This is a genomic window from Streptomyces sp. ISL-94 (assembly GCF_018614075.1).
In the GTDB taxonomy this organism is placed as follows: domain Bacteria; phylum Actinomycetota; class Actinomycetes; order Streptomycetales; family Streptomycetaceae; genus Streptomyces.
Window position 1 is genome coordinate 59,204 of sequence record NZ_JAGGOZ010000019.1, and the last position, 13,692, is coordinate 72,895.

The window sequence follows — 13,692 nt, forward strand, 5'->3', positions numbered from 1 at the left end:
GCCATCTGCCGGTCAGCGGTGCTCGGGTGCCCCAGCCCCCGGCAACGCGAGCTCGAACCAGACGACCTTGCCGCTGCTCAACCGGGTGGCGCCCCAGCGGCGGGCCATCCGGTTCACCAGGAACAGGCCGCGGCCGCCCTCGTCGGTGTCCCGGGCCCGGCGCTGGCGCGGCAGCTGCGGGGAGTCGTCCCCGACCTCGCAGCGCAGGACGTCCGTACGCAGCAGGCGCAGGGTCACCGGCCGCTCCGCGTACCGCACGGCATTGGTGACCACCTCGCTGACCAGCAGCTCCAGCGAGTCGCTGAGCTCCTCCAGGCCCCAGCGGGTCAGGGCGCGGCGGGCGAACCGGCGGGCCCGGCCCGGAGCGGTCTCCTCCGGGTCCAGGAACCAGTACGCGACGTCACTGGGCGCAATGCCGTCGAAGCGGGCGGCGAGCAGCGCGATGTCGTCGTCCCGGTCGCCCGGGCCGAGCATGTCCAGCACGTCGTCGCACAGGGCCTCCAGCGGCGGCGGGTGGTCCAGGCCGGTCAGCTGGGCGGTGGTCGCCAGCCGTTCGCGGAGCTGCTCGATGCCGGTCCACACGTCCCGCAGCCGGGATTCCACCAGGCCGTCGGTGTAGAGCAGCAGGGTGGCCCCGGCGGGCGCGTCCAGCTCCACGGCCTCGAAGTCCACGCCGCCGACGCCGATGGGCGCGCCGGGCGGAACGCGCAGCACCTCGGCGCGGCCGCCCAGGTGCAGGAGCACCGGCGGCGGGTGGCCGGCGTTGGCGATGGTGATCCGGTGCGCGACCGGGTCGTAGACGGCGTACAGGCAGGTGGCCATGCGGTCGGAGCCCAGGCGCTGTGCCTGCTCGTCCAGGTGGTGCAGGACCTCGGCGGGCGGCAGGTCCAGCTGCGCGAGGGTCTGGGCGGTGGTGCGGAGCTGGCCCATGATCGCGGCGGAGGTCATGGAGTGGCCCATGACGTCGCCGACGACGAGCGCGACCCGGCTGCCGGGCAGCGGTATGGCGTCGTACCAGTCGCCGCCGACCCGCGCCGTCTCGGCGGCGGGCAGGTAGCGCGAGGCGAGGCGCACCCCGGTGGGCTGGGGCAGGCTGTCGGGCAGCATGGTGCGCTGCAGCTCGTCGGCGATGTACGCCTCGCGGCCGTACAGGACCGCCTTGTCGATGCCGAGCGCGGTGTGGGTGGCCAGCTGGGCGGCGACCAGGAGGTCGTTCTGCTCGAAGGCGGGCCGCTCGGGGCTGCGCAGGAAGACGGCCGCGCCGATCACCCGGCGGCGGCCGCGCAGCGGCGCGAGGACGGCCCGGTTGCCGCGCGGCAGCGGATGGTCCGCGCCCAGCAGCTCGGGCAGCGCGGCCTGCGCGGCGGCGGAGGACCCGAAGACGGGCCGTACGCCGCGCAGCACCTCGGCGAGCGCGCCGCCGGGCTGGATCTCGCACAGCTCGGCCGCCGGCAGATCACCCTGCGGGCCGACCAGCGGCAGCTGGCTGAAGTCGAGTTCGCCGGCGGCCCCCGCGGCCCCCGCGGCCCCGGCGAGGTCCGTCCCCGCGCCGATGGTGCTGCCCATGTCGGTGAGGTCGTCGATCGGCCGGAGCCGGTCGGTGCGCCGCAGCCTTAAAACGACCGGGCCGACGGGGCGCTCGTCCCCCACCGGCAGCGGATCGCGCAGGTAGACGAGGATCGCGTCCGAGAAGGTCGGCACGGTGGCGCGGCACAGGCCGAGCACGATCTCGTCGAGGTCGATGCCGCGGGCGATGCGCCGGGTGGCGGCGCCGACGAAGCGCAGCCGGTCGCCCTCGCGGCGTCCGGCCGTGGCCTCCACGGCCGGTATCCCGCCGCCCCCGTGCCGGCCGGCGCCGGCGCTGCCGGCGCCGCCCACGGGGGCCCCGGGCAGCTGCGCGTCGATGCCCAGGAGCGTGCCGACTGCCGGGTCGATGTCCTCGCCGCGCGGGCGGGGCGCCTCGGAGGGGACGCCGAGCCCGGTGTCGCCACCCCCCGCCGCGTTGCGGGCGGCCTCGCCGTCCCGCAGACGGGCGGCGGCCTGCTCCCGGCCCGGTTCCGCGGGGGCCGGCACGTCCACCGACGCCGACGGCCGGGCCGCCTTGCGGCGGGGCCGGGGGAGCCCGGCGGGCGCGCCGCCCGGCTCCGCACCCGGGCCCGGCGCGTGCGTGCGTACGGCCTCGGCGGCGGCGATGGGCGCCTTGCCGTGGCCGGCCTCGTCCGTACCTCCGCCGGAGGCGACGGGCTGCGGGCCCTCCTGAGAGGTGGGGTACTCCGTCACGCGTGCAATTCCGTCCGTTTGCGCTCGATGTGCGCTGCACTCAGCTCGGTCAGTCGCGGTATACCCGCTCAGCGGCCCGGGCACCATCAGCCCGGGTTTCCGCGTCCCCCTCGTTACCTCTCGCTCGGTGCGGCCTCCGGTCAAGTCCCGCGTGCGGCGGGACACTTGCGGAGGGGCAGTCCGTACGTACGGCCCCCGCGCGCGACCTTGCGGAGGATGATCCTACGTTTGAACCCCGGGGGCGCATCAAGGGTCTCATGAGGTCATATGCGCAGGAGTGCGGTCCCAGTCCTTCGGCAGAATCGGAACCGTCCAGGCCGGATCGGGCCGCCAGTCCTGCCAGCCGTCGGAGAACGGCGCACCCCACGCCTTGATCACGTCGACCGCCGCGCACCCCGCGGCCTGCACCTGGCGCGCCTGCTCCCGGCCCATCAGCCCGGCTCGCTGGGCCTGGGCGAACTCGTCCTCGTCGAGCCACTTCCAACTGCGATCGGGATACACGGAGATGTCGAGGAAGTGGTCCACGGAGTCGATCCCGCCCGACCACCGCGACCGCGGCTCTTCGAGGTTCACGTACCAGCTCTTGAACCGCCAGCCGTGCTCCCAGAACAGCCACACCGACCACGGATCACCGGGCCGGGCCAGCTTGAGGACCCCCGCACCGAACCAGCGCGACCGTACGGTGGTGCGCGGCGCGGTGTAGCGGGTGGCGAGCGGCTCCTCGTGGACGGGGGTCCCGTCGGCGAGCACCGGCTTGACGCACTCGGTGCCGGGGGCCATCCAGACGGCCAGCAGCTCGTCGGTGTCCTGCACCACGGTCACCGGGCGGCAGATGTGGACCGGGCCCTTCAGCCCCGGGGCATGGTCGCGGTAGCGCCACAGGATCTGCTCCCCGGGCGCCCAGCGCACGCCCTGCGCGCCGCTCTGTGCCGCGCCGCCCCCGGGCCGGAAGGTACCTGTCATGCGCAGATCTTAGGGCGGGGGCCCGCGCGCCCGCTGCGGTGCTGGTCACCGAGGGGTCGGGGGACGGGAAACGACCGAATCCGGCCCCCCGACCGGGGCCGGATCCGGCTTTTCAGGGGTGTGTCATGCGCAGGACGTCCAGGGCTTCGTCCAGTTCCTCCAGGGTCAGGGCGCCCCGGTCGACGTACCCGGACTCCAGGACGACCTCCCTGATCGTCTTCCGCTCGGCGAGGGCCTTCTTGGCGACCTTGGCCGCCTCCTCGTAGCCGATGTAGCGGTTGAGCGGGGTGACGACGGAGGGCGAGGACTCGGCGTACTCCCTGGCCCGGGCGGTGTTGGCGGTGATCCCGTCGACGGTGCGGTCGGCCAGCAGGCGGCTCGCGTTGGCGAGCAGCCGGATCGATTCGAGGAGGTTCCTGGCCATCACCGGGAGCATCACATTGAGTTCGAAGTTGCCGGCCGCGCCCGCCACCGCGACGGCGGCGTCGTTACCCATCACCTGTGCGGCGACCATCAGTACGGCCTCCGGGACGACTGGATTGACCTTCCCCGGCATGATCGAGGAGCCCGGCTGGAGATCCGGGAGATTGATTTCGGCCAATCCGGCGCGCGGTCCTGAGCCCATCCAGCGCAGATCGTTGGAGATCTTGGTGAGCGAGACGGCGACCGTCCGGAGCATGCCGGAGGTCTCCACCAGCGCGTCCCGCGCCCCCTGGGCCTCGAAGTGGTTGCGGGCCTCGGTCAGCGGCAGCCCGGTGGTGCCGGCCACCTCGGCGATCACGGCGGCGGAGAACCCGGGCGGGGTGTTGATTCCGGTGCCCACCGCAGTGCCTCCCAGCGGCAGTTCGGCGAGGCGTGGCAGGGCCGCGCGCAGCCGCTCGACGCCGTAGCGGATCTGGACCGCGTACCCGCCGAACTCCTGGCCGAGGGTGACCGGGGTGGCGTCCATCAGGTGCGTCCGCCCGGCCTTGACGACCTGTGAGAACTCCTCGGCCTTGCCCTCCATCGCGGCGGCGAGGTGTTCCAGGGCCGGGATCAGGTCGCGGGTGACGGCGGCCGTCGCGGCGATGTGGATGGAGGACGGGAAGACGTCGTTCGAGCTCTGCGAGGCGTTGACGTGGTCGTTGGGGTGCACCTCGCGGCCGAGCCGTTCGGTGGCCAGGGTGGCGATCACCTCGTTGGCGTTCATGTTGGACGAGGTTCCGGAGCCGGTCTGGAAGACGTCCACCGGGAAGTGCTCGTCCCAGCGGCCGTCCGCGACCTCGGCGGCGGCGGACCGGATCGCCCCGGCGATGTCCTCGTCCACCACCCCCAGCTTCGCGTTCACCACGGCGGCGGCGGCCTTGATCCGGGCCAGCGCCTCGATGTGGGCGCGCTCCAACCGCTGGCCCGAGATGGGGAAGTTCTCCACGGCGCGCTGGGTCTGGGCGCGCCACTTGGCGTGCGCGGGCACCCGTACCTCGCCCATGGAGTCGTGCTCGATCCGGAACGCCTCGGCCTGCTGATCACCGGTCATTTTCGTGGCCTCCTCTAAAAGTTGAGCAATTGTCTTGTTCGAAGTGTTCCCAACTCCCCTACCGGCCAGTAAATACCGGGGGTAACACCGATATCCGGGGAGGCGTTCATGGCACGTGCTCGTACGAAACCCAGGCTCAGATCTACCTTCGCCGCAGTCGCGGCGATCGCGGCCGCCCTCGGGGGCGTCACCGCCATCACCCCCATGGCCCAGGCGGCGACCCCCGCCGCCACCACCGCCGGGACGGTGACCCCCCTGCCGCCCGAGCTGGAGGCGATCCGCGCCGCGGAGGCCGTCAAGATCTACGGCGACTCGGCCGTCCGCCCGCTGAACGACCGCAAGACCGGCCTGATCTCGCTGGGCGACAGCGAGATATCGGGCGAGGGCGTCGGCACCTACGACCCCGCGACCAACACCTCGTCCAACCAGTGCCACCGTTCGCCGGACTCGGCGATCCACCGCACCGGCATCCCGGCCGACCTCACCTTCAACGTCGCCTGCTCCGGCGGGTACACCGGCAACATCAGGATCGGCGGCAGCAAGCAGTACGCCGACGAGCTGGTGCAGAGCGACAACCTGGCCATCAAAGCACGGAACACGAAGATCAAGATGGTGCTGCTGGTCGCCGGCGCCAACGACGACCTCCAGTTCGGCCCGGTCATGACCGACTGCGTCACCCGCTGGGTGCTCAGCCAGGGCACCTGCGAGCCCAAGTACGGGCCCGGCTGGCAGGCGCGCGTCGACGGCCTGAGGCCCAAGGTCGAGACGACGGTCGCGGACCTCAAGACGGTCATGCGCGACGCCGGCTACGCCGACTCCGACTACAAGCTGGTCGTGATGGGCTACCCCAGCCCCATCGGCCCCGACTTCAACGACAACCCCAGCTTCCCCGGCAAGCTGCCCGGCGGCTGCGCGGGCTACGACTCCGACGCCGCCTGGGGCCGCAACTACGCGGTGCCCACCTTCGAGAAGGGCATGCGCGAGGCCGCACGCACCTCCGGCGCCGTCTACCTCGACAACTCCCGGCTCTTCCACGGCCACGAGGTCTGCATGGAGGACGCCTGGGCCCGAGGCCTCTACCTGGACCTCGGGGACCACTTCCCGTGGGACGAGAACACCGCCCGGCAGTCCTTCCACCCCAACTACAAGGGCCACGGCGCGTTCGCGTCCTGCCTGACGCAGCTCTACAACTCCGGCCTGCGCGAGGCCTCCTGCGCCGACCCGGCGAGCACGGGCACCCCCGTCCTCCAGACCGGAGCGTGGGATTCCCTCTACGCCCCCCTCAAGAACGAGGCGACCGGCAACTGCCTCGACGCGAAGGGCGGCTCCAGCGCCAACGACACGGCGGTCGTGGGCTGGGACTGCCACGGCGGCCGCAACCAGGGCTGGTGGTACGACGCCGCACGCAAGTCGGTCCACATCGAGCTCACCCACGACCGCTGCCTCGACACCCCCGGCGCCAACTACGGCGCGGGCACCGGCCTGATCCTCTGGAACTGCCACGGCGGCGCGAACCAGCAGTTCGTCCGCGACGGCGCCACCCTCCGCCCCGCGGCCGCCCCGGGCATGTGCCTGACGGTCGCCGCCGCCCACGACCCGCTGCGCCTGCAGACCTGCAACGGCTCGGCGAGCCAGCGCTTCGTCTGACCTCCCGCCCCCGCACACCCCCCACACCCGGCCGGCGCACCCCGGCCGGGTGCCACACCCCTCACATGTCACATGTCGTGGAGCAGCTTCCGCACATCCCCGGGCCGGTTGGTGATGATCGTGTCCACCCCGAGCCGCACGCACAGCTCCACGTCCTGCGGCTCGTCCACGGTCCACACCCGCACCCGCAGCCCCTTGGCCTTGAGCCGCCCCACCAGCCCCGGATCGTTCCGTACGAGATCGATCCCCGGGCCCGCGTGCGTCGCGAACGGGGGCCGCACGGGGCGAACCCTGCGCTCGATCAGATAGACGGCCGGCAACCCGGGGGCGAGCCGGTGCATCCGGGTCAGGGCGTTGCGCGAGAAGCTCATCACCTCGACGCGACCATCCGACCCGTCCGCCAGCCCGTACTCCCTGAGCATCCGCACCAGTTCGACCTCCAGCCGGCCGCCGGCCCGGGTCGGGTGCTTGGTCTCGACGGCGAGCCCGACGGGCCGCGGCGCGGTCAGCGCCTCCTTGAGCAGGTCCTCGAACAGCAGCACCCGCGCCCCGCGGTGCTCCTCGCCCTTCCACGCCCCGAAGTCGAGGGCGCGCAGCTCCCCGTACGTCATCTCGGAGACGACCCCCCGCCCATCGGAGGTCCGCTCCACCCGCCGGTCGTGCACACAGACCAGCTTCCGGTCGGCGGTGAGCCGCACATCGCACTCCAGGGCGTCGGCCCCCTCGTCGATGGCCTGCCGGTAGGCGGCCACGGTGTGCTCGGGGTGCGCGTGGGAGGCCCCACGATGCGCGACCACCGTGATGCCGAGGGAGGTACGGGTGGAGGAGTGCGTCGGTGCCATATGGGGATCCTTGCAAACCGGCGTGAACGAGCAGGTGTGGGGTCGTGTCCCCGACGTTAACCGGCTTCGGTGACCCTCCCGGGCAGGGCAGGGTGACGCCGTGCCGGAGCCGCCGATGACGACCCGTACCCCGACCTGCTCAGACCGGCCCGGTTCACCGTGTGGGCTACGGCAGCGGGGCCAGTGTGGCGGGGGTGACCTTGAAGCCGCCCTTCGTGACCTCCGTGAAGGGGGCCGGGGCCATGCAGGTGCCCACCGGCGGCTCGGCCACCGTGCCGTCCGGCTTCACGTCGACGTTGACCACGCCCCAGGAGAAGCCGAGGCGGTCCGGCTCGCCGCGCTGGCCGTCCTGGACGCTGATGCCGATCCGCTTGCCCTCCCAGCCGACGTTCGAGGTCTTGACCACGGCCGTGAGGGTGGCGGTCTTGCCACCCGTGACCAGGCAGTCGACCTCCGCCTCGGCGACGCCGGTGGAGTTGTTCTCCGGTACGTAGTGGTAGATCGTCACCCGGCCCCGCGCATCCGTCGGCAGGCCCTTCTCCAGGCCCGGGGCCGGGTGCGGCCGGCTCCACGGGGCCGACTCGGCGTCGACCGTGAAGCGGATGTCGTCTTTGGGGGAGTAGGGGAAGTAGATCGTGCCGCCCCCGTGCACGGAGGCGACCTTCGGCCCGGCCGGCGAGGCCGGGGCGGGGGCCGCCGCGACCAGGATGGCCACCAGGGCGACGGATCCGGCGAGGGCAAGGGCGCGCGTGCGGTTCTTCATGGTGAACTCCCGTGTGCCAGGGGCTGTTTGAATACGGATAAAGCCTCGCCGGGAGCCCCCCGGCCTGCCATCTGCCGATGGGCGGACATACGTGAGGGCCACTCCCCCGATCGGGGGAGTGGCCCTCACCGTTGATACGAGCACGGTGCGCGCACCGGTTTCCGCCAGCCCTACAGACCGTTCAGCTTCGACTGGGCGCCGATCGGCCGGAACTGGTCACCCAGGCCGATGTCGTTCCGTACGAAGAGACCGGAGGCGCTCCGCAGCGCGCCCTTCTCGGACGAGAGTCGGCCCATCAGATTCTTGACCTGCTTGTCCCAGGTGTCCGCGACCTTCTTCAGGCCTATGGCGGTGTCCCACCCCTCGAAGCCCGCGACCGCGGTGTTCATCGCCTCGTCCGCGTGCTCCGTGGCCTTCTTGGTGTTCGGCTCCAGCTCGGTCTCGATCGTGTTCGCCGCCGCTCTCTTCTCGGCCGGAGTGGAACCGAAGTTCCCCGCCCCGCCGGGCGCCAACGGCCCCCCGGGGCCGTCAACGCCGTTCAGCCGCATGTCCACCCGCTGATCGGCCGCGCCGACGCGCGACTGGTCCCACTCGTGATCAAAGCCCACCGACACGTTCCGTCCTCCCCCTCAGCAAACTCTTCGGTCGTAGGCCCGGAAACTCCACGGGCCTCATGCGAGCTCAGACGTGCCGCAGTTCGCCTGTTTCGGGCAGCAGGTCCGCGATCAGGTCCCAGACCCGCTTCGGTTCCACCCGGACCAGCCGCATGGTGCTGTCCTTCGCCACCTGGCCTGCGGCCACCGGCTCGGCGGGCAGCTCGCGGTGCCAGTACCCCAGCGGGCCGCAGTCCCACACCGCGAAGCCGCGCCCCTCCACCCCGTCCTGGCCCTCCTGGCGGCCCCGCCACGCGGCGGTCATGCGCCAGCTCGACCGCAGTTCGGCGATCAGGTCGGCGAGCAGCGCGGCCTGCGCCTCGCCGAGGACCCCGTCCTCCGCCAGCGCCTTGCGGATGTAGGCGCGTTCCGAGCCCAGGGCCTCCGCGTCGGAGAGGCCCTCCAGGGCGGTGAGCCCCGCCTCGACCGTTCCGAGCCGGGTCTCGATCACCGTGTCCGGGTGCGCGGCGCGACCGCCGTCGGCCCCACCCCCGGGACCGGACTGCTGCAGGTTGACCATGTCGGCCAGCGCCCACACCAGCATCTTCGGCTCGACGGAGGCGTACTCCGACTCGCCCGCGCCCGGCCAGGCCTGCTGGGAGATGACGTGGTCCTGCCCGATGAGCAGCCCGTGGTGCAGCTGTCCCTGCCGGCCGGCCGCTTCCAGCGAGATGACCACGGTCGGGGTTATCACCGTGTCGAGCAGGGGCAGGAGCACATGGGCCAGTTGCCCGTTCTCGTCGATCAGCCCGCACGCCCGCAGCTCCTCGCGTGCGGCGAGGAGCTCGCCCGGTACGGGTTCCCCGGTCGCCACCTGGACGAGGACGAAGACGTGCTCGTCGCTCAGGCGGAACCGGGCTCGGGAAAGGTCATAGGAAGGCATACGCTCACTCGCTCCATCGGTCGGTTCGTCGGGTCGGTCGGTTCTGTGATCACCCCATTGCGGAATCCGCCGCCACGTGGAAGATCCGCGAGAGGCCCGCGCGGACGGCACCTCGCCGGGTGAGTACGGACCGGTCGACCCCGGAGAAGACGAGGGCGAGTGCCATGTCCGCCCCGAGGGCGCGGCCCGTCACACTCACGTGGACGCGCTTCCACTTGCCGATGCCGGTTTCCTTGACCTTGACGGTGACACCGCGGTCCTCGTTGTCCGCCTCGCGCATGAGGACGTATTCCCGGCGATTGACCGCCCAGAGCCGGTACCGGTCGCCGGCGTACTTCATGTGCAGAGCGCGGCCCCGGTGCGTGGCCCCCCACCGGTTCCGCTTCAGGTACACCACCGCGTCGCCGACACGCAGCGTCGCCCCGTTCAGGGTCGGCCGTTCGGTGACCATCACCTGGATGCCGCGCGATTGGAAGACGGCCCTGGGGATCTGGCCGCCGGTGACCTCGGTGGCGCGCACGTTGTCGTGCGCGTGGGGCAGTGAGGCCACGGTGATCTCGCCCCACTCCGGAGACTTCCCCTGCCAACCGGTCCGGCGAAGCTGACCCTTTTCGCCGCCCTGCCACGTGCTCAGCTCGAACGGGGTGCTCTGGGTGTGCATGTCCCTGCCTTCCTAGTCGAACGGGTTCAGTGCGCTGCCGAGCTTCTTGGCGCCGCTGGCGATGCCGTCTCCGACCTTCTCCAGGCCCTTGCCTATGGCTTCGTGGTTGTCCCAGACCAGCGCGGCGCCGTACGCGATACCCGTTCCCACGGCCAGCCCGGCGGTCACCGGATTGGGAGCCACGGTCAACGCGGTCATCGAAGCGCTGAACGCCGTACCCGTGAGGTCGGTGGCGAACTTCGCCGGATCCTTCTTGATCATGTCGGTGTCGTACGTGGCCAGGTTCGCCACGCCGTAGGCGGTGGCCGCGACGCCTCCCACCACGCCCAGCCCGCGCATCGCACCGGCCGCCTTCATGGCGTTCGCCATACCGCCCTGCCTGGCGACCGTCACGAGGTTGGCCTCGGAGGCCGCCGGGATGAAGAACCGGCCGTTCTTCATCTGGGCACCCCACATGGCCGCCTCGTCGGAGCCCGTGAGCGCGCCCACGACATTGGGGGGCAGTTTGCTCAACAGGCCGCCCGGAGCCGCGCCCGCCAGGCGCGCGTTGACATTTCGCTCCATCAGGGTGCCCGGCGCGTTGAAGGCCTTCGGGAAGTTGCCTGCCTTCACGTCCTTGAAGTAGCCGGCCAGCTTGAAGGAGTTCATGCCGACGGCCGTGAGCGCGGTGGCGAAAGCGCCGGCCGTCACGGTGGACTTGCTGATGTTGGAGACCAGTTCCGCCAGCTTCGGGTTGCCCGTGAGGCGGGTCATGCCGTCCTTCTGGAGCCGCTCGATGTAGTCGTCGAGGGTCTCGTTGTCCCGCTTCTTCAGCCAGGCGAGGTCGAAGCGCTCCTGCTTCTGGGCGTCGTCGGCCTTCGCGACCTCCCCGGCCTGACCGTTGAAGCCGGTGCCCAGCGTGCCGTCGCCCTTGCCGCCCAGGCCGTCCTTGACGACCGCCTCCAGGTCCTTGCGCAGGTCCTGGTCGGCCTCGTCGACCGCCTTGACGCACTCCTTGATGTAGTCGCGCCAGGACTGCTCGGCGGTCCTGACGCTCGTCATGTAGTCCGGGTCGTGCCGCATGGCGTTCTTCTCGGCGGCGCTGAGTTTCTCGTAGTCGAACGCCACGTCCCCTGTCCCGGAGACGCTCATCCCTGCCTTGATCGCGTCGGCGCGCGCGTTCTCGAGCGTCTTCTTGAGCTCGGTGAGCTGTTGGTGCCCGTTGCGCAGCAGCGTGGCGGTCGCCTTCGCCTGGGTCTGGGCGGCCTGGTACTCGTACCGGGTCGCCTCGAAGTTCGTGTACGACGCGGCCGCACTGACTCCGATCCAGTTACCACTCATGTGGATCTTCTGAACGCTGTCCCGATAGCGTTCTTCGACCTTGCGGATCGCCTCCGCCATCGACTGCCACTTGTCGGCTGCCGTCAGGAGGCGTCCGTAGTCGGTCGTCATCACTTCCTGGTACGTCAGCATGCCGTCCCCCCACCGCGCATCGGTCAAGTCTTCTCAGACAGCCTATACATTCGAATTCTGTTGGCTGTCCGAGGACTTGGGCGGCCCGGGGGTGCCGGGGGGCGCCGCACTCGGCGTGCCCCCGGCGGATTTTCGCGTTACGAACCCTGGCGGACCGGGATGCTAAGGAAAGTGGGAGACGGGGCCACCGAGCCGAAGAAGTCGTTGCCCTTGTCGTCTACCACGATGAAGGCCGGGAAGTCCTCGACCTCGATCTTCCAGACCGCCTCCATGCCGAGCTCCTCGTACTCCAGGACCTCGACCTTCTTGATGCAGTCCTGGGCCAGCCGCGCCGCCGGCCCGCCGATCGAGCCCAGGTAGAAGCCGCCGTGCGCGGCGCACGCGTCCGTCACCTGCTGCGAGCGGTTGCCCTTGGCCAGCATGACCATGGAGCCGCCCGCCGCCTGGAACTGCTCCACGTACGAGTCCATGCGGCCGGCCGTGGTCGGGCCGAAGGAGCCGGAGGCGTAGCCCGCGGGGGTCTTCGCGGGGCCGGCGTAGTAGACCGGGTGGTCCTTCAGGTAGTGGGGCATCTGCGCGCCCGAGTCCAGCAGCTCCTTGATCTTGGCGTGCGCGATGTCGCGCGCCACGACCAGCGGCCCGCTCAGGGAGAGCCGCGTCTTCACCGGGTGCCGGGTGAGGGTGGCGAGGATGTCGGACATCGGCTGGGTCAGGTCGATCTTGACCACGTCCGCCGCCTCGTCGAGGCCCGCGGCGGAGCCGCTGTTGAGCTCTGTGTCCGTGGTGTCCGGCAGGAAGCGCGCGGGGTCCGTCTCCAGCTGCTCCAGGAAGACGCCCTCGGCGGTGATCTTCGCGGTGGCCTGGCGGTCCGCCGAGCAGGAGACCGCGATCGCGACCGGGAGGGACGCGCCGTGGCGGGGCAGGCGGACCACGCGGACGTCGTGGCAGAAGTACTTGCCGCCGAACTGCGCGCCGATGCCGATCTTCTGGGTCAGCTCGAAGACCTGCTGCTCCAGGTCGAGGTCGCGGAAGCCGTGGCCCAGCGCGGAGCCCTCGGTCGGGAGCTCGTCCAGGTAGTGGGCGGAGGCGTACTTCGCCGTCTTCAGCGCGTGCTCGGCCGAGGTGCCGCCGACCACGATCGCCAGGTGGTAGGGCGGGCAGGCCGCGGTACCGAGCGAGCGGATCTTCTCCTCCAGGAACTTCATCATGGAGGCCTCGTTGAGGACCGCCTTGGTCTCCTGGTAGAGGAAGGACTTGTTGGCGGAGCCGCCGCCCTTGGCCATGAAGAGGAACTTGTACGCGCCTCCGTCGGTCGCGTACAGCTCGATCTGCGCGGGCAGGTTCGAGCCGGTGTTCTTCTCCTCCCACATGGTGATCGGGGCCATCTGGGAGTAGCGCAGGTTCAGGCGCGTGTAGGCGTCGTAGATGCCGCGCGAGAGGGCCGCCTCGTCACCGCCCTCGGTGAGGACGTTCTGGCCGCGCTTGCCCATCACGATCGCCGTGCCCGTGTCCTGGCACATCGGCAGGACGCCGGCTGCAGCGATGTTCGCGTTCTTGAGGAGGTCGAGCGCGACGAACTTGTCGTTCGACGAGGCCTCGGGGTCGTCGATGATGCGGCGCAGCTGCGCGAGGTGCGCGGGGCGCAGGAAGTGCTGGATGTCGTGGATGGCCTCTTCGGCCAGCTTGCGCAGCGCCTCCGGCTCGACCTTGAGGAACGTACGGCCGTCCGCCTCGAAGGTGGACACGCCCTCGGCGGTCACCAGCCGGTAGGGGGTGGTGTCCTCGCCCAGGGGCAGCAGGTCGGTGTACGCGAACTCCGGCATTGGGGCCCATTCCTCACTCGGCAGACAGCGCTGACGACCAATTGGCAGCGCAGTCATCCAGCGTAGAACCTCCCGCCGCGCCCGCGGTTGTGAGGTAAGGCTCACTCGGCGCGCGCTCCGCGCCACGCAGGAGTATCGCGATCTATCGTGTCTCGCTATGCTGAGTGCCGTGGACCTGGAAAAGCACCCCGCCGCCCCCGCCCCCGCGC

Annotated in this window: 11 protein-coding genes; 1 reads left to right on the top strand and 10 read right to left on the bottom strand. The window is 71.1% G+C overall.

Annotation, left to right across the window (positions count from 1 at the left end; genetic code table 11):
• Positions 1-12: 12 nt before the first annotated feature.
• From J7E94_RS07250 to J7E94_RS07260, 3 genes are all read right to left on the bottom strand, one after another.
• Positions 13-2,280, bottom strand: a complete 2,268-nt coding sequence (locus J7E94_RS07250; RefSeq protein ID WP_215013383.1) for a SpoIIE family protein phosphatase — start codon at positions 2,278-2,280, stop codon at positions 13-15.
• Positions 2,281-2,535: 255 nt separating this feature from the next.
• On the bottom strand, positions 2,536-3,243 hold the full coding sequence (locus J7E94_RS07255; protein WP_215013385.1) for a DUF402 domain-containing protein: 708 nt from the start codon (positions 3,241-3,243) through the stop codon (positions 2,536-2,538).
• Positions 3,244-3,355: 112 nt separating this feature from the next.
• Complete coding sequence (locus J7E94_RS07260) at positions 3,356-4,759, bottom strand: aspartate ammonia-lyase (RefSeq protein WP_215013387.1); 1,404 nt, start codon at positions 4,757-4,759, stop codon at positions 3,356-3,358.
• Between the two features lie 108 nt (positions 4,760-4,867).
• Here J7E94_RS07260 and J7E94_RS07265 point away from each other — a divergent pair, with 108 nt between their 5' ends.
• Positions 4,868-6,406 (top strand): ricin-type beta-trefoil lectin domain protein, encoded by a 1,539-nt coding sequence (locus J7E94_RS07265; protein WP_215013389.1) that lies wholly within the window; start codon positions 4,868-4,870, stop codon positions 6,404-6,406.
• 68 nt (positions 6,407-6,474) lie between these two features.
• On the opposite strand, the gene J7E94_RS07270 is transcribed toward J7E94_RS07265, so the two are convergent.
• The 7 genes from J7E94_RS07270 to J7E94_RS07300 all read right to left on the bottom strand — a co-directional run bounded on the left by J7E94_RS07270 (position 6,475) and on the right by J7E94_RS07300 (position 13,483).
• Positions 6,475-7,248 carry a glycerophosphodiester phosphodiesterase gene (locus tag J7E94_RS07270; RefSeq protein ID WP_215013390.1) on the bottom strand — a complete coding sequence of 258 codons (774 nt, stop codon included), beginning with the start codon at positions 7,246-7,248 and terminating at the stop codon, positions 6,475-6,477.
• 166 nt (positions 7,249-7,414) lie between these two features.
• Positions 7,415-8,011, bottom strand: a complete 597-nt coding sequence (locus J7E94_RS07275; RefSeq protein WP_215013391.1) for a hypothetical protein — start codon at positions 8,009-8,011, stop codon at positions 7,415-7,417.
• A 170-nt stretch (positions 8,012-8,181) separates the two neighbouring features.
• Positions 8,182-8,619 carry a hypothetical protein gene (locus J7E94_RS07280; protein ID WP_215013392.1) on the bottom strand — a complete coding sequence of 146 codons (438 nt, stop codon included), beginning with the start codon at positions 8,617-8,619 and terminating at the stop codon, positions 8,182-8,184.
• 73 nt (positions 8,620-8,692) lie between these two features.
• Entirely contained in the window at positions 8,693-9,547 is an 855-nt protein-coding gene (locus J7E94_RS07285; RefSeq protein ID WP_215013393.1) for a histidine kinase, read from the bottom strand.
• Between the two features lie 49 nt (positions 9,548-9,596).
• Positions 9,597-10,208: a hypothetical protein gene (locus J7E94_RS07290; protein ID WP_215013394.1), complete on the bottom strand. Its 612-nt coding sequence runs from the start codon at positions 10,206-10,208 to the stop codon at positions 9,597-9,599.
• Between the two features lie 12 nt (positions 10,209-10,220).
• On the bottom strand, positions 10,221-11,660 hold the full coding sequence (locus J7E94_RS07295; protein WP_215013395.1) for a hypothetical protein: 1,440 nt from the start codon (positions 11,658-11,660) through the stop codon (positions 10,221-10,223).
• A gap of 137 nt (positions 11,661-11,797) precedes the next feature.
• The gene (locus J7E94_RS07300) at positions 11,798-13,483 is read right to left on the bottom strand and encodes a fumarate hydratase (protein WP_215013397.1); all 1,686 of its coding nucleotides are present in this window, start codon (positions 13,481-13,483) and stop codon (positions 11,798-11,800) included.
• Between the last annotated feature and the right edge of the window lie 209 nt (positions 13,484-13,692).